Origin of the sequence: Photorhabdus sp. RM323S, assembly GCF_042879375.1 — a bacterium.
GTDB lineage: Bacteria > Pseudomonadota > Gammaproteobacteria > Enterobacterales > Enterobacteriaceae > Photorhabdus > Photorhabdus tasmaniensis.
Map to the genome: position 1 here is coordinate 33,608 of NZ_JBHFKZ010000035.1, position 17,396 is coordinate 51,003.

Here is a 17,396-nt window from a genome sequence, read left to right on the forward strand (position 1 = left end):
ACCAAGGAAACAGATGTAATGCAGCAATTAAAATCCATTATCGAAAGTGCTTTTGAGAATCGCGCAACTATTACTCCAGCAACAGTCAACAGTGAAACACGTGATGCCGTTACTCAGGTCATCCATCTACTGGACAGTGGAAAACTGCGGGTTGCAGAGAAAATTGACGGTCAGTGGGTCACTCATCAATGGCTAAAAATGGCGGTACTGCTCTCTTTCCGTATTAATGAAAATCAGGTCATGGATGGTGCCGAAAGCCGTTATTTCGATAAAGTCCCGATGAAATTCGCTGATTACGATCAAGCGAGATTTGAAAAAGAGGGTTTTCGCGTGGTTCCTCCTGCGGCAGCGCGCCAGGGAGCCTTTATCGCCCGTAACTGTGTACTGATGCCTTCGTATGTCAACATCGGTGCCTATATTGATGAAGGGACAATGGTAGATACCTGGGCAACTGTCGGCTCCTGTGCCCAAATTGGTAAAAACGTCCATTTATCCGGCGGCGTTGGTATCGGTGGCGTGCTGGAACCCTTGCAGGCCAACCCGACCATTATTGAAGATAACTGCTTTATCGGTGCCCGTTCTGAAATCGTAGAAGGTGTCATTGTCGAAGAAGGCTCTGTGATTTCAATGGGCGTCTATATCGGTCAAAGCACCAAAATCTACGATCGTGAAACAGGCGAAATCCATTATGGCCGAGTCCCTGCCGGCTCTGTTGTTGTCTCTGGCAACCTTCCATCGAAAGATGGCAGCTACAGCTTGTATTGTGCTGTCATTGTGAAAAAAGTGGATGCTAAAACACGGGCAAAAGTAGGCATTAATGAACTATTAAGAGCGATAGATTAAGCTTTAAAATAGCGGATAATCAGTCCGCTATTTTTTTGCTTTTTATCATCATTACCGACCTCAGTCAGTGTTATTAATATAGGTAGTTTGAACGTAGGCAATGTGCACAACCCCGAACGTACACAGAGTACATAAGGGGTTTAAGCACGATCCAAATTCAAAATGACGCATTAATACCCTACTGGGAAAAATACCCTTAAGGTGGTGCCATGTACGATAACTTAAAGAGTCTGGGGATCACATATCCCGAAGAGATTGACCGCTACAGTCTGCGTCAGGAAGCTAACAACGACATCCTGAAAATCTATTTTCGCAAAGATAGAGGAGAATTCTTTGCCAAAAGCGTGAAATTCAAATACCCACGTCAACGCAAAACGGTTGCTTCAGACAATACAGAACAAGGATACAAAGAGATCAACGAAATCAATACTAACCTACGTTATGTGATTGAAGAGTTGGATCAAATTTGCAAACGTGATCAGGCAGAAGTCGATTTGAAACATAAAATCCTTGATGACCTGCGCCATCTTGAACACGTTGTTGCCAATAAAATTGCCGAGATTGAAGCCGATCTGGAAAAATTAACCCGTAAATAAAACCGTTCATACATGACTACACCGCTTATATCCTATCCGGTATAAACGGTGTATTAAGATTATTCAACTAATTCGCCCCACTGCTTGATCCAAGACTGAGCAAAAACTTCCGGTTCAGCTTCTTCCATCGCATCCACCAGAAGAACCTCGCCGATTCTTATTGCTCCCTGCTCGTGCAACAGCTCATCAAAAGTACGACCACCACCACAAAAATTCTCGTAGCTGCCATCACCCAAAGCGATAACGCCATAGCGTAATTCCGGCTGATAACCTAATTCATCCCGCAAAGCACAATAAAGCGGCTGAATATTATCAGGCAAATCCCCTTGTCCAGTCGTTGAAGTGATAACTAAAATTACCTGATTCAGATAGGATTGCCACTGTTCCAACTCACCCTCTTCAAATACCTCTATCTCATGGCCTTGTTGTTCAAGAATTAGCTGTGCTTCTTCTGCCACTGCCAAGGCATTACCGTAAACAGTACCAACAAAAATACCAATCTTCGCCATCGCCTATTATCTCTTTTTAAAGGAATTATTCATTATCCTCGCTGGCAACCACAGAAAACTCAACCCTTTCCAAATCAGGGATAATTACTTTGCCAGCTAAGTCGTCGCACCGATCAAATGTTGCCACTGTTGAGCTCCCTCTGTCATGTAAACAATAATCTCATCAGCACTAATGACTAATGATATATCTGTCAGGCTAATTACGGACAGATGCACTGATCAATGACTGTGGCTATTCTACAATAAAGCGGTAATAGGTAATCACCAACATTGCATCTTTAACAACTCCTGAAAAATTAAATATAATTCAAAAGGATAACTTAAATTTCCGCTAAAAATGGCCATGAAGTAGCAGAATAAAGTGGTATTAAACTAAGTCATTTAGCCAATAATCATTTAATATTAACGTTACTTTTTGGAAAAATTCCAGCTAATAATATTTTCATTAGTATTAAAGATTACTTATACTCTATTTCAATGAAAACAATAATCGAATGAAATTAGTAGAATGGCAGAAGTAAATATACATAAGGAGAATGGTCATCATGTTTAATAATAGGGCTATCGTGCTGAGTGTGTTATTAAGCACCGCAAACATAGCCGGTTCATCTGGCCTAATGATCTGGATAGATATTATGCTCAAAAATGGAAGCATGGTATTAAATGCTTACCTTCCTGTTTTTTCCTATTTATTAGGGCTCTCCCTTGGATGTATGAAAATATCCTTTTTCATTCAAAAATCGAATATTCCCGCTTCCAGAAAAAATCTCTTTGGATCATTCTTATTATTAGCAACACTAAATTGCATACTATTTTCAGGAAAAGAAATATTCATTCCCGTTTGGCTGGATACTCTACATAGAATATTGTGGGGAGGAATAAGTGGATTTATTGTGATAATGGGAAGAAATATTCTGGTAGTCGAAAAAAATAAAAAGAAAACGAATACAGGTTTCTCTATTTTAAGCCTCGCATTATTAAGTTTACCCTTTTTGATCCCTGTTATTTTCTCTCTCCTTGATTTAAATTCTCGTACATCAGCAGATTTTTTCTCTGCTTTTATTTATTCTATTGCTTTGATTATCTATTTAACTGGCTATAAAAATAACACATTAATAAAACAAAAAAACGATATTAATCACTCTGTGACAATAACAAATAAATTAGGTGTTTTCTTTGCTTTTCTTAGTCTGGTTATAATAAATATTTGCTTTTTCCTATCCCTAATGATTATGCCAGCAGTCAGGACAAAATATTTCGAACATATTAACATGGTTCATATGTATACTATCTTGTTGATTATATGGCTCCCTTGTGCAATTGCGATCATTAAAGTGATGAAACCAGTACCTTGCAGAAAAAAAATCATAGTCGGTAATATCATTCAATTATTTGCTCTTGGATGCTGTTTACTTGGCATTATCATGGGCTCTGGTATATTCTATTTGTTATTTATGATCCTGGTATTTTTAGCGAATACACTGATGCAACCTGTTTTTTTCTCTTATCTGGGTTTATATTCTAAAGACTCTCTTTATACCTTGGGTATGCAATCAGGCGTTTATGTATCTATTACTATGATTATTCTTTTTTATACTATTTACTTAGGTGCCGGAATTGAAGAAATAGTCGCTGGATTTACAATATTATTAATCTTTTCAATAGTCACCTCAACTATTTTTCGCTCAATGATTAATTCCAAAAAAACAATAACATTAACCAGTAAAAATCAATAATATTATATATTGAAAATTTCTATTTATAATATTTTATTTATTTTTCCTTTGTCTCTTAATTAACTAAATCAAGAGACAAGGCAAACAGGTATTCTTTCTCCGTACTAACTATTGTCATATTCCAAATTAGGGATAATGCCTTGCCAACCAAATTGTTGCATCAAATGTTGCCACGACGCATCCCATTTTGCCGTAAGAGATAATTTCTCACCGGTAACAGGGTGATCCAATTCAAGCAGACTAGCATGAAGCATCAACCGGCTGGTTTGATAATGGGTGATAATCCCTCTATTCTGCCGTAAATCACCATGTGTCGTATCACCAACAATTGGATGACGAATATGTGCCATATGCCGTCTCAATTGATGTTTCCGGCCTGTTTTCGGCGTCAGTTCCAGCAGACTAAAGCGTGATGTAGGATAACGGCCAATCTCTACCGAACATTCTACTTTCGCCAATGGTCGGTAATAAGTCACACTGGGTTGCGCCTCTTTATCACTGTCTGCAAATTTATCGGCAATTTTATCCAACTCTTCAACCAGAGCATAATCGATAATATCGGGTTCCAGCACATAGCCACGCACAACCGCATGATAAGTTTTTTGCAACTGATGATATTCAAATTGCTGAGAAAGCTGACGAGCAACATCACTGGAAAGCGCCATTAACAATACGCCTGATGTCGGCCTGTCCAGACGATGTACAGGGAAAACATGCTGACCAATCTGATCACGCAATGTCTGCATAACAAAGAGTGTTTCGTGGCGCGCCAACCAGCTACGATGAACTAACCAACCAGCCGGTTTATTAACCGCCACAATATACTCATCCTGATATAACACTTCCAACATATCAGAAGTTATCCTGAATAAATAAGCGATCCAATGCACGAAGATGCTCAAGCAGTTGCTGACAACGCCCGGTAGCCTCTGCTTTATAAAATTCTTCAAAATAAGGAGCAATAGCGAATGCCACAGGCAACTTTGCGCCCTGTTCCAGCAACGCATACATTCCCGGCATTAATACCCACTGCAACCACTCTTCAGCCAGCATCGTATCAATTGAAAACGGTTCAACACTTTCGAAAGCTTCCGCTTTAGGAGGATGACTTTGCCATAAGTCAATTTCCCTCATAGCTTGTTCAATTAGTTGTAATTTTTGCAGAATTTGTTTTTCAGTACTCATATTTTCAGCCTGATAAATATTTATTCAAAGCTACCAAGTTTATAAGAATATCATTGATAACCCCAAAGCTGAAAATTTGCTTTTTCCATCAATCAAATAAAAAGAAATAAAGAGAAGGGAGCGAACCAGCGCTCCCTTTAAGTTGTGCTTTTATAGTAGTCCGGCTAATAGTTTGCTCCCTGCTCATTCCCTGACAAATTATCCTTAATTGGTTATCCCTTACCCATCATTTTTATTTATATTGCATACAATCCTGTTATGCATTGTGTCAGTCATCCTGACCATCATCACCCTATTTGTCCTTGAGAAGTTATGCGCAATGATTCCTTTCCTGCGAGGGACAGCATGAATTAATTCGCTGTATGAAACAAGCCATACAAATGGAACCAGTAAGTCAGTAAAGGAAATTAAATCTGTAATTATTTATAGGCTATTGAAATAAAATAAAAATAATAAACTGATGTTAAACTCACCAAAGTAAACAATGACATCTCTTACATAAAGTGTAAGAGATATCTCACAAATTCAGAGTTAAAAATCCGGGACTAACGAATGAAGACAGGCTCGATTGCACCAAGAAACTCAACTAAGTCGGTAAATAGACGAGTGCGTTTGTTACTGCCAAACTGCTCCAAAATCACTTCACCGGTCAAATTACATAGAGAAATAATACTCATATCCGAATCCATAGTAGCGATAAATGCCGTTGGCGATAGTTTCAGCCGCTTTTGCGTCACCAAATGCCCTATCAGGTTCTCCTGTAAACGGATAAAGTCATCCTTACTCCAGACCTGAATCAAACTAAACTGCTGGCCTTCAAACATTACCGTCATATCACCGGCCAATTGCGATGTATAAAAATCATGAATTGCTGGCTGTAATTGGATATCCAGTGCTACTTCAACTCTATTCAGTTTATCTTCTGAAAGAAAAGGCTGCGGAAGCCAGTAAACCATGTCATTACCAGTATGGGTAATACAAGGTGATGGCACACCATAAAGCTCCCTGCTGGCAGGTGAGGCTCCGGTTTCCTTTTGCCACAAATCAACATAACGATGGGTAACATCAGCCAACGCCGCTGTAACATTAGAAATCATATTATTTTCAACCAGTCACTGTTAGGGTGTGTTTAATGTTATTGTAAACCCAATATTCTGACTGTTCCCCTGCCCAAAGGCTATAGATATCTACACTTCACCAAACTGCCCTAAAATACTTGCGACTAACATTACAACGAAACCCACCGCACAACACCCCGGGGTATGGTTCACCACGGAACTATAGATATCGTTTGATTTGATATTTATTGATACCGATAAACAAAACAGCGCACTGTATCTGGACTGGGCGGTGAAGCTGAGTAGGCCTTGCTTCGTAAAATGATGACGAAAGAGTACTAAATACGCAGCAATCATATGATGAAAATTATACTATAAAAACTTGACAATCAAGACGATAGCTTATTAGTAGAGTCCGCCAATTATTAAAAAACATTGTAAATAAAAACTTTAGCCTACTATTAATATAGTATTCTTCTTAATGGCAATTGCAATTATTTGATATCTAAACTTTATTGAACAATGTTGAAATTGTGCTGTCAATCTATATGAAAAGGTATTTTCAAACATTATATGTTAATTCGTTTTTGTATTTAAATTATCTGGGTGACTATAATCACAAATAAGATAAAAAATCACTGAATGATTATATATAATGGTGTTATTGAAAAATTACGATCATTACTCTTAAATAGGATGTAAATATATATTTAATTACGGCGCGGAATGATGAATTTAATTATAATTGAGCTGTAGGTATTATCTATTCGTAATCTGATTATTATGGCGATGGTAATGAAATTATAAATTTATTTAGTGTTATCAGCAAAATGATCAAGATCTTTAATTTTTTCATTAATTTTTAACCATATCAATGCGTTGCAAATTAAATTCGGCTTCACGGTGATTTTTTATTATTTTTCGCGACTAACGATTATATTATATGTTGAAGAAGTTAAATATTTAACACTATATATAATCGATAATTTTCAACGTATTAATTATTTATTATTGCTTTAATATACATTGAAAATAATCACAAGTTATTATGTTATTTAGTATTAATTGTTTTCTTGGGGATGGTAATGGAAATAAAATCATTCTCATTGGTGAAATTATAAATTATCTTGTAACTGTTTATCATGTTCAGAACTTCGTTAGCATGTTTACAGATTGATTATTAAGTGTAATCACTGCTTAATTTATACTTTAATGAAATAAAATGATCTATACGGTTTCCATCCCAAGTCATTAATGATGTATTTTCAAATACTTTATTTTATTGCTTTATTAGTTTAATGAACGCATTTTATCAAATAAATACGTTATTTCCTTAAAATGAATATGTGAAGTCATTATCTCTCAATAATAAAAAAGTTCGTGGTAGCCACTTCCCCAATAACTTCGTCTGCTCCTCAATAAGCTGCATGAGCCCCCTTTCAACCCGCAATAATTTAGCCCGTCCAATTTATCCTTATCCAAAATATTGATGAAAAAACAATCCAAGCTACCGTATCATAACCAAAATTATCATCCTATTGGTGATTGCATTTTCCACAACCAAACTTAAATATGCGATATAGATCACAAAATAAAGCAAAAAAAATAAAATTAATTTCAAATTATTACATTAAGTTATTAAATGATTAATATTAATCTATTTTTTGTATGATTTGTAACAATATAATAACATTATTCTATTTTTTATCTAAAAATATAACTTCTTGTTTTTGCTGCTATCTTAACCAATCCCCCTATTTTAGTTGCCTGGTTGATTATCAACCGCAAACATTGATCGCTAAGTAAAATTCAAGGTTAATACTGCTTCGAAATTGCGGGATAGAAAGACAATGAAAAGCAGTATTTTAGTGTTTGCGGTTCTTTGTAGCGTGATGACAAGCAGTCAGGCCGCAGACATGGCAGATCAACAACTGATCCATCAACAGGCACGTCAGGACGCGCTGGAAGCCCAATTGGCTCCACCGCAGCCAGATGTTCGTCTGTCCGTGCCTGAAAAGGCCGTGCCTGCGGGATTTCCTTCGGAAACCCCCTGTTTTCCTGTCGCCCGCGTCGTATTGGCAGGGACCGAAAATTTCCCCCATTGGTTACCGTTCAGGCGGATAGCCCAACAAGGCGAACATCATTGCCTCGGTGATCAGGGCATTAACCGACTGATGACCCGGTTACAAAATCAGTTAATCGATCATGGCTATGTCACCAGCCGGGTGCTGGCACCCCGTCAAGATCTTCGTTCCAAGACCTTAACCCTGGTGATGATACCGGGCAACATCCGGCATATCCGTTATACCCCGGACAGCGGCAAATACATCCAGCGAATAACCCCGTTCCCTGCCCGTGAAGGCAACCTGCTGGATTTACGGGCTATTGAGCAGGGACTGGAAAATCTGCAACGTGTTCCCACCGTTAAAGCCGATATGAATATTGTCCCGGCTGAACAGCCGGGTGAGAGCGATATTGTGCTGGACTGGCGTCAGTCACGGCACTGGCGAGTCGCCACTTATCTGGATGATACCGGTTCCAAAAGCACCGGGCGTTATCAAGGCGGATTCACCTTTTTTCTGGATAATCCGCTGGCGTTAAGCGACCTGTTTTACCTCTCCGGTGGACACGATATTCATGCGTCCGCCGGGAAAGGCAGCCAAAATAACACGCTCTATTACTCCCTGCCCTTCGGCTACTGGCTGGCGAGTGTGACGGCCAGTCATTACGATTATACCCAGACGATAGCCGGGCTGAATCAGGCGATTCAATATCGAGGCAAAAGCCAAAATCTGGCGGTCCAGCTCAGCCGGGTCCTGCACCATAATGCCGGGCAGAAAACCACGCTCAACGGCGAAATTTATCGTCGCACCACCAAAAACTTTATCGATGACACCGAAATCGATGTTCAGCGACGGGAAACTGCGGGCTGGAGACTGGGGCTATCCCATCATCACTACCTCGGCAGCGCGACGTTAGATACCAACGTCACTTATCAGCGAGGTCGGCGCTGGTTTGGTGCCCAACCTGCGCCGGAAGAGGGACTAAACGAAGGCACCGCGCTGCCAAAAATCACCCAGTTTTCGGCCACGCTGTCCGGGCCGCTGACGCTGTTTTCCCAACCTTTTTCTTATCAAACCCAGTATTTGCGCCAGATAAGTGCCAGTCCGCTGACGCCACAAGATCGATTCTCGTTGGGGGGTCGCTGGACCGTGCGTGGCTTCGATGGGGAACTGACCTTATCCGCTGACCGGGGCTGGTACAGCCGGAACGAACTGGACTGGCATACCCCACTGCACGGGCAATCACTGTATCTGGGGATCGACTATGGCGAAGTGGGCGGACTGGGCAGTGAAGCGTTGTTGGGCAAACACCTGGCCGGGAGTGTTCTGGGCTGGCGAGGCAGCCTGAAAAGCCTGAGCTATGACCTGTTTGTTGGTATCCCGCTATCCAAACCGGCAGGCTTTCAAACCTCACCGGTCACCGCTGGATTCAATCTGTACTGGCAGTATTAATTCAACCGACGCATCGCCAACATCCGTCGAGGGAGTGGAGCAACACTATGAATAAACATCTGTATCGCATTATTTTTAATCACGCCCGCAACATGCTGATGGTGGTAGCCGAGATTGCGAGCCCCGGGCCAGGTCATACGGCACGTCGCCGGGGTCGGTCATCCGTCCAACGTCTTTGCCGTTTAACGGCATTACGATTGGGTTTATTGTTCGCCCTGGGGGGGATTGTTTTCACTGCTCAGGCAGCGATTGTGGCCGATGGACACGCGCCCGGTCATCAGCAACCGACGGTAATGTCCAGTGCCAATGGCACGCCGCAGGTCAATATCCAGACCCCCAGTGCTGCCGGGGTTTCCCACAATACCTATCGCCAGTTTGATGTGGATAAACACGGGGTTATCCTCAATAACAGTCACAAAACCACCGACACCCAGCTCGGCGGCAAAGTGGCCGGTAACCCCTGGCTGGCGAAAGGGGAAGCGAAAATTATCCTCAATGAGGTCAATAGCCGCAACCCCAGTCACCTCAACGGCTGGATTGAAGTCGCCGGACGCAAGGCTGAAGTGGTGATTGCCAACCCGTCCGGGATCACCTGCAACGGCTGCGGCTTTATTAACGCCCACCGCACCACCCTGACCACCGGACAGGCCCTGATGGAACAGGGCCGGTTGAAAGGGTTTGATGTCAATCAGGGGGAAGTCCGGATTGACGGGCACGGCATGGACAGCACACAGCAAAGTTACACCGATATTATCGCCCGCTCTGTGGCGATTAACGCCCAATTACACGCGCAAGACCTGAACGTGACCACCGGACGCAATACCGTGGATGCCGCACATCAGCAGAGTGAGAAGAAATCTGCCGGGGAGGATGAGGCGCACCCGCTGTTTGCGCTGGATGTGGCTGCCCTCGGTGGCATTTATGCCGATAAAATTAAGTTGGTGGGCACCGAAGCCGGTGTGGGGGTGCGTAACGCCGGTAACCTCGGTGTTCCGGCAGGCGAGGTGCATATCACCGCCGAGGGCAGGATTGAAAATCGGGGCACCATCAGCAGCCGGGATGCGCTGCAATTAACCGGGACCGTCGGGATAGACAATCAGGGCAAACTCCTGTCGCAATCGACAGTGACCTTGCAATCCGGCGGACAACTGGACAATAGCGGCCGGATTGAGGCGCGGGGCAATATCACTGCCAGAGCAGGAACAATACACAGTGGTCACAGCAGTGTGTGGGTGGCCGGGCTGGATGATAACGGCAACACCACCCGCCCCGGCTCATTAACCCTGACCGCGCGGCAGGTTCAGGCGAAGGGGAAAAATCTGGCCACCGATACGCTGGCTATCCACAGTCAGCAGATTGACCTGAGCCACAGCCAGACCGCCGCTAGCCAGATTCAACTCACCGCCAGTCAAGCGGGAATAAGGACGGCTCACGCCACCGTCAACGCCAACCGTTTTATTGCGAAAACACCGGGCCAGTTTAACAACGAAGGCGGCCAGTTAGTGGCGCGGGAAATCCACTTCACGACGCCTGATATCTCTAACGAACGGGGAAAAATTAACCAGACCGGTCCCGGTGAACTGACGCTTAACACGCGCAGCCTGAATAACGGTGGCGGTACCCTGTTCAACCAAGGCAAACAGCTCACGATAACCACTGACACGCTTAACAACCGTCAGGGCAACATTGCCAGTCAGGGCGAGGACCTGCATCTCACCGCACATCAGGTGGATAATACTCAAGGCACGGTGCAACTGGCGGGCAACGGGAAACTGTCGCTCAACACCCAACGGTGGCTGGGCAATCAGGGCAAACTGCTGACCAATGGCACCCTGACGATACAGGCCGGTGAACTGCAACTCAACCACGCTGAAACTCAGGCCGGGCAGATGACCGTCAATGCGGACACCCTGAGCCATCAGGGCGGCGTCATGCAACAATCGGGCACCGATAACCTGTCCCTCACGGTCAACACGTTGAATAATCAAAGCGGTAAGATTGCCAGCAACGGCAATCTACACCTGAATGCCACGGCAATAAATAATCGTCAGGGTCAACTTGTCGCGACTAAAAATGGTTCGTTGACACTGGCGGTTAACGATGCACTGGACAATCAGTCGGGCCGGCTGGAAGCCGGCAATGCGCTTGAGCTCAGCGCCAGCCAACTGGATAATCGTCAGGGTAGCATCGTTGCCACCGGGGACAGCACCCTCCTCACCGTTGGCAAAGCCATTCAGAATGCCAACGGTCATCTTGAAGCCAAAACCCAACTGACCACAACCAGCCAGACTCTGGATAACACTCAGGGTGTGTTACTGGCGCAAAACATTAACAACCAGACCACAGGCCATCCCTTCACCAATACCGAGGGGCAGGTGATAGCCGGGGACACCCTAACCTTACACAGTGGTGAGCTGAAGAACACCGCCGGGCTGTTACAGTCTGGTGGCGACATGACCGTGGATACTCACGGTCACTGGCTCACCAATGCCGCCACGACAGACCAAAAAGGCGGTCAGTTATTGAGCGACAGACACTTAACTTTGCACACCGGTGACATCAATAACACTGGCGGGATAATCACGGCGGACGGCAAAACCACCCTGACCAGCACCGTGCTCACCAATACGCAGGGACAGATCGCGGGCAATGGCGGACTGGACATTCACAGCCGGCAACTGATAAACCGCGAAGGCACCTTACAATCCGCAGACGCCCTGACGCTGGATACTGACGGGCAGCTACTGGATAACCAGCAGGGGCGTATTCTGAGTGAGGGCACCACCACGGTCACCAGTGGCCAACTGGATAATACGGCGGGGCTGTTACAGGCGGGTCGTGAGATGTCCATTAATACCCACGGCCATTGGCTGACTAATACCCGCAATACTGACCAAAAAGCGGGCCAGTTGTTGAGTGGCGGGCAGTTAACCTTGCGCACCGGCGACATCGATAACACCGGCGGCAGGGTAGCGGGCAATGGCGGACTGGACATTCACAGCCGACAACTGATAAACCGCGAAGGCACCTTACAATCCGCAGACGCCCTGACTTTGGATACTGACGGGCAGTTACTGGATAACCAGCAGGGCCAGATTATTGGTGAGGGCACCACCACGGTCACCAGTGGCCAACTGGATAATCGTCAGGGCCACCTTCAAGGCGGACAGTTGGCTATCGACACCCGACAGGCGCAGACCGATAACCGGGACGGCAAATTGTTGTCGGCAGGGAGGCTCAACCTGAAAACCCAACGGCTCGACAATCGTCACGGTCAGGTACAAGCGGTGGGCGATACCACGCTTAACGTGCAGGAAAAAACCGACAACACTGGCGGCCTGATGCGAGGGGGTCAGCAACTCACCCTGAACACTGCTCACCTGATTAACCGCGAGACAGCGCACACAGATAACGGCGTGGAAGCCCAAAATCTGACGATAAACGCCCAACTGGCCGATAATACCGGCGGGGCTTTACGGGCGGCTCACCACCTGCAAGCGAACATCAGCCAGACGCTGAATAATACCCAGGGGCTGGTCTCTGCGGGCAAACAGCTCACGGTCAACAGTGAGGCTCAGCAACCGCATCTGGTGATCCTCAATCGACAGGGCACCCTGATTGCCGGGAAACAGGCTGACATTAGCGCCGGAGCCCTGAGTGGTGACGGTCAACTGTTATCACAGGGCGATATGGCGGTCACCTTAACCGAAGATTTTCACCAGACCGGCAACACCGCGGCCAATGGCAATCTGACCCTGAAAACGACCGGCCATATTCGCAATGACCGTCAGATAAAAGCCGGTCAGGCGCTGCATCTTGACGCACAACATCTCACCAATAACGCGTCAGGCGAAATCAGCGCTAAACAAACGCAAATCAACGTCCACGACACAGTAAACAATACCGGGCTGATAGATGGCGACCTGACCCACCTGACAGCCAACACCCTGAACAATACCGGCACCGGGCGTATTTACGGGGACCAGCTCGCCCTCCAGACGGGCACCCTGAATAACACCGCTCAAGATGGCAAAGCCGCCGTGATTGCGGCGCGTGACCGGCTAAATATCGGCACCGGAACGCTCAACAACCAGCATCATGCCCAGATTTACAGCGTGGGCGACATGCATATCGGCGGCCAGTTGGATAACACCCTGACGGCCAGCGGTCAGGCGCATAAACTCAATAACCACGCGGCGACGATTGAAGCCGGGAACAACCTGAAGATCCAGGCTGACCAGATCCGCAACACCAACGCCGGTCTGGTCACCCAGGTCGTCGAAACAGAGAAATCGCCGCATCACGATGCGGTACTGAGCGGCCAGACTGCGCGTTACGACTGGTCGCAGGTCGATACGTCGCACCGCAACAAATACGGCGTACACGATGCCATCATGCCGGATGGCAGCCGCAGTAATGACTTTTATGAATATCAGTACACCCGCACCGTCAGAGAGACCCAGGTCAAACACAGTGACCCCGGTAAAATTCTGGCGGGCGGCAATATCACGCTCAACAGTGCGCAGGTCATCAATCACGACAGCCAGATAGTCGCCGGCGGGGCGCTGGCGGGCAATATTGGCGAATTGCACAATATCGCCACGCAGGGCGAACGTATCACCACCGATACCGGCAGCCGGATCCACTGGTACGCCAAAAAGACCAAACGCTGGCACCGATTCGGCGGCACCAAAACCTCGCAGGGGAAAGATACGCGCGATTATAAACGGGGCCCGGTGACAGAAACGATTGACCTGAACACGCTGGCCTGGCAGGACCATACCCGGCCAGAGGCTGCCGGTATCCCAATAGCGGATCGCCAGACCGGGCAAGTGCAGCAAGCCCCCACCGCCGTGAAACCGGTTGCCGGGATAAACAACGCGCCCTTAGTCTTGCCGCCCGGCCAGCCCTTAGTTCTGCCACCCGGCCAGCCGTTTGAACTGACGTTGCCCCCGGAAACTGTCAAAGGACAAACGGTTGACCCGGTCATCCGCGTTATCACGCCCGATACCCGATTACCGGATAACAGCCTGTACACCGTGCAACCGGGCAGTGACAGCCACTATCTGGTGGAGACCGACCCGAAATTTACCCAGTATAAACCCTGGCTGGGCTCGGACTACATGCAGCAACAGTTAACGCACGACCCGGCTCTGGTCCACAAACGGTTAGGGGACGGATTTTACGAACAGCGGTTGGTGCGCGACCAAATCACCCAACTGACCGGCCAGCGTTATCTGCCCGGTTACCACAATGATGAAGCGCAGTTTAAAGCGCTGATGGATGCCGGAGTGGCTTTCGGTAAAGCCCAACAACTCACCCCCGGCGTTGCCCTCAGTCCAGCCCAAATGGCGCTGCTGACCTCGGATATTATCTGGCTGACTAACCAGACAGTGACCCTGACGGATGGCACGACCGAGGTGGTGACTGTGCCGCAGGTTTACGCGCGTGTCCGTCAGGGCGACCTGAGCAGTGACGGCGCTTTGCTAGCCGGCAATACCGTGGCCCTTAACAGTCAGGGCGATATCACTAACAGCGGCACGATAAGCGGGCGTGACGTCACGCAACTGACCGCCAACAATCTGACCAACAGCGGCTTTATTCGCGGCGGCAAAGTGGATTTGACGGCCCAGCAGACTATTACCAACCGGGGCGGCCAGATTCAGGGAGATGACCGGGTGAGCTTGCGAGGCCGCGATATCACCAGTGCCTCGACGGTGCGCGGGGATGAGGCTAATCGCTGGCTGGACCGTCCGGCGGGCATCTATGTGCAGAACGATAAGGGCACCCTGTCGCTTAACGCGATAAATAATGTCCAGATAACCGCCAGTGAGGTGAAGAACGCCGGGAAAGACGGTCACACCGGGATAACGGCCGGGCATGACCTGACGCTGGAGACCGTAAACACGCAACACACAGAAAGCGGCGACTGGGGCGGCGGTAACACGCGCCATCTGACCCAACAGACCGATATCGGCAGCCAGATAACCAGCGCCGGTGACCTGACATTGCAAGCCGGGCATGACCTGACGGCCACCGCAGCTCAGATTAATGCCGGTCAGCAACTGACGGCGCAGGCTGGAAATAACCTGACGCTGACCACCGGTACCGCCTCATCCGACTTAGTGGAGCACAGCAAACAAGCCAGTCAAGGCTGGCTGTCGAAGTCGTCAGTGGAAACCCACGACGAAGTGCATGACCGGAAGGCCCTGAGCACCACATTCAGTGGCGATAAAGTGACTCTCCAGGCCGGTAAAGACCTGCATATCAGTGGAAGTCATGTGGCGGGCACGCAGGATGTCAGCCTGAGCGCTGGTCATCAGCTCACCGTCACCACCGCAGCCGAAGCGCACGATGAAACCCATTTACGGCAGGAGAAACAATCGGGCCTGATGGGCACCGGGGGTATCGGCTTCACATTAGGCAAGGCCAGCCAAAAAACCACTACGGACAGTGACAGCCAGCTGACCAAAGGCAGCACCGTGGGCAGCAGTCAGGGCAACGTCACTCTCACCGCAGGTGAACAGCTCCGGATTCACGGCAGTGACGTAGTGGCAGGTAAAAACATGACCCTCAGCGGTCAGCGCGTCAGTATCACCAGTGCGGAAAATAATCACACGGTCTTGACAAAAACCGAGCAAAAACAGAGCGGCTTAACCGTGGCGCTGAGTGGCACCGCGGGAGGTGCCGTCAACAGCGCGGTGCAAACGGTCCGTGACGCGCAGCAGACCGCAGACCCGCGCCTCAACGCGTTACAGCACACCAAAGCCGCCTTGAGTGGGGTACAGGCCGTGCAGGCGGGCCGACTGGCGGAGGCTCAGGGCAGTGATGACACAGGCAATAACAACCTGGCCGGGGTTAACCTGTCCTACGGGCGTCAATCTTCCCGTTCAGAACAGCAGCAGCATCAGACCACCCAACAAGGCAGCCATCTCACTGCCGGGGATAACCTCACGATAACCGCTAACGGGGAGAGCAAAGGTCCATCAAATCAAAGCGGGGATATCCACATTCAGGGCAGCCAGTTACAGGCAGGTAAAGACCTGCAACTGAATGCTAACCGGGATATTCAGCTCTCCTCCAGCCAGAACAGTGAGCAGACCACTGGCAAAAACAGTCGCCACGGCAGCTCGCTGGGCGTGGGCCTGACTGCGGGACCGGGGGGCACCGGCCTGAATGTCTCAGCCAATGTCAGTCGGGGCAAAGGCCATGAAAATGGCAACAGTGTCAGTCACAATAACACCACGTTACAGGCAGGACAGACCGTCGAGCTGAACAGTGGCCGGGACACCTCGCTAAAAGGCGCTCAGGTCAGCGGCGAACAGATAACCGCCGAGGTGAAACGTCACCTGACGCTCAGTAGCGAACAAGACAGCCACCGCTATGACAGTCAGCAGCAGAACGCCAGTGCCGGAGCCAGTGCCACCGTGGGCCCGCAACCGGGCGGGACCCTCAGCCTCAGCGCCAGCCGCGACAAGCTCCACAGCAATTTTGACAGCGTACAGGAACAAACCGGGCTGTATGCGGGGAAAGGGGGCTATCAGGTGAACGTGGGGGACCATACTCAGCTTGACGGCGCGGTGATTGCCAGCACGGCCGACAAAGCCCACAACACCCTTGACACGGGCACGTTGGGCTTTAAGGACATTCAAAACAAAGCGGACTTCCGTACTGAACACCAGAGTGCCGGTATCAGCACCGGGGGGCCCGTTGGCAGTCAATTACTGAGCAATCTGGCCGCCAATACTCTGGTGGGCGCAAACAGCGCCGGCCATGATGAAAGTACCACGCACGCTGCCGTCAGTGAGGGCGCGGTGATTATCCGGGATAAGGACCACCAGACGCAGGATATTGCCACTCTGAGCGGCGATACCGATAACGCCGCTAATGTCCTCAGTCCGATATTTGACAGGGAAAAAGAACAGCAGCGTTTGCAACAGGCGCAACTGATTGG

The 17,396-nt window shown here is 48.0% G+C and carries 10 protein-coding genes and 1 pseudogene; 6 read left to right on the forward strand and 5 right to left on the reverse strand.

Going from position 1 to position 17,396, the window contains the following annotated elements:
- Positions 1–18: 18 nt before the first annotated feature.
- Positions 19–843: a 2,3,4,5-tetrahydropyridine-2,6-dicarboxylate N-succinyltransferase gene (gene dapD / locus ACGF7G_RS14700; protein ID WP_133813344.1), complete on the forward strand. Its 825-nt coding sequence runs from the start codon at positions 19–21 to the stop codon at positions 841–843.
- 209 nt (positions 844–1,052) lie between these two features.
- Positions 1,053–1,439 carry a DUF3461 family protein gene (locus ACGF7G_RS14705; protein WP_133813343.1) on the forward strand — a complete coding sequence of 129 codons (387 nt, stop codon included), beginning with the start codon at positions 1,053–1,055 and terminating at the stop codon, positions 1,437–1,439.
- 59 nt (positions 1,440–1,498) lie between these two features.
- Here ACGF7G_RS14705 and ACGF7G_RS14710 read toward each other — a convergent pair whose 3' ends face one another.
- A complete protein-coding gene (locus ACGF7G_RS14710) occupies positions 1,499–1,948 on the reverse strand; it encodes a flavodoxin (protein ID WP_133813342.1) in 450 nt (149 codons plus the stop codon).
- Positions 1,949–2,493: 545 nt separating this feature from the next.
- Between ACGF7G_RS14710 and ACGF7G_RS14715 the strand changes: the two genes are divergently transcribed.
- Complete coding sequence (locus tag ACGF7G_RS14715; protein ID WP_387466416.1) at positions 2,494–3,684, forward strand: hypothetical protein; 1,191 nt, start codon at positions 2,494–2,496, stop codon at positions 3,682–3,684.
- 104 nt (positions 3,685–3,788) lie between these two features.
- On the opposite strand, the gene truC is transcribed toward ACGF7G_RS14715, so the two are convergent.
- The 3 genes from truC to syd all read right to left on the reverse strand — a co-directional run bounded on the left by truC (position 3,789) and on the right by syd (position 5,966).
- Entirely contained in the window at positions 3,789–4,535 is a 747-nt protein-coding gene (gene truC, locus ACGF7G_RS14720) for a tRNA pseudouridine(65) synthase TruC (protein WP_387466418.1), read from the reverse strand.
- Between the two features lies 1 nt (position 4,536).
- Complete coding sequence (locus ACGF7G_RS14725; RefSeq protein WP_133813339.1) at positions 4,537–4,869, reverse strand: YqcC family protein; 333 nt, start codon at positions 4,867–4,869, stop codon at positions 4,537–4,539.
- A 545-nt stretch (positions 4,870–5,414) separates the two neighbouring features.
- Positions 5,415–5,966 (reverse strand): SecY-interacting protein, encoded by a 552-nt coding sequence (syd, locus tag ACGF7G_RS14730; RefSeq protein WP_387466420.1) that lies wholly within the window; start codon positions 5,964–5,966, stop codon positions 5,415–5,417.
- A 1,811-nt stretch (positions 5,967–7,777) separates the two neighbouring features.
- Here syd and ACGF7G_RS14735 point away from each other — a divergent pair.
- A complete protein-coding gene (locus tag ACGF7G_RS14735) occupies positions 7,778–9,442 on the forward strand; it encodes a ShlB/FhaC/HecB family hemolysin secretion/activation protein (RefSeq protein ID WP_387466422.1) in 1,665 nt (554 codons plus the stop codon).
- On the opposite strand, the gene ACGF7G_RS14740 is transcribed toward ACGF7G_RS14735, so the two are convergent.
- A complete protein-coding gene (locus ACGF7G_RS14740) occupies positions 9,439–9,579 on the reverse strand; it encodes a hypothetical protein (protein WP_242688748.1) in 141 nt (46 codons plus the stop codon). The two genes, ACGF7G_RS14735 and ACGF7G_RS14740, sit on opposite strands and share 4 nt — an antisense overlap.
- Between ACGF7G_RS14740 and ACGF7G_RS14745 the strand changes: the two are divergent.
- Positions 9,535–12,282, forward strand: a pseudogene (locus tag ACGF7G_RS14745) (filamentous hemagglutinin N-terminal domain-containing protein); the annotation flags it as partial. The gene ACGF7G_RS14740 and the pseudogene ACGF7G_RS14745 sit on opposite strands and share 45 nt — an antisense overlap.
- A gap of 3 nt (positions 12,283–12,285) precedes the next feature.
- On the forward strand, positions 12,286–17,396 hold a 5,111-nt coding region (locus ACGF7G_RS14750), incomplete at its 3' end, for a hemagglutinin repeat-containing protein (protein WP_387466427.1).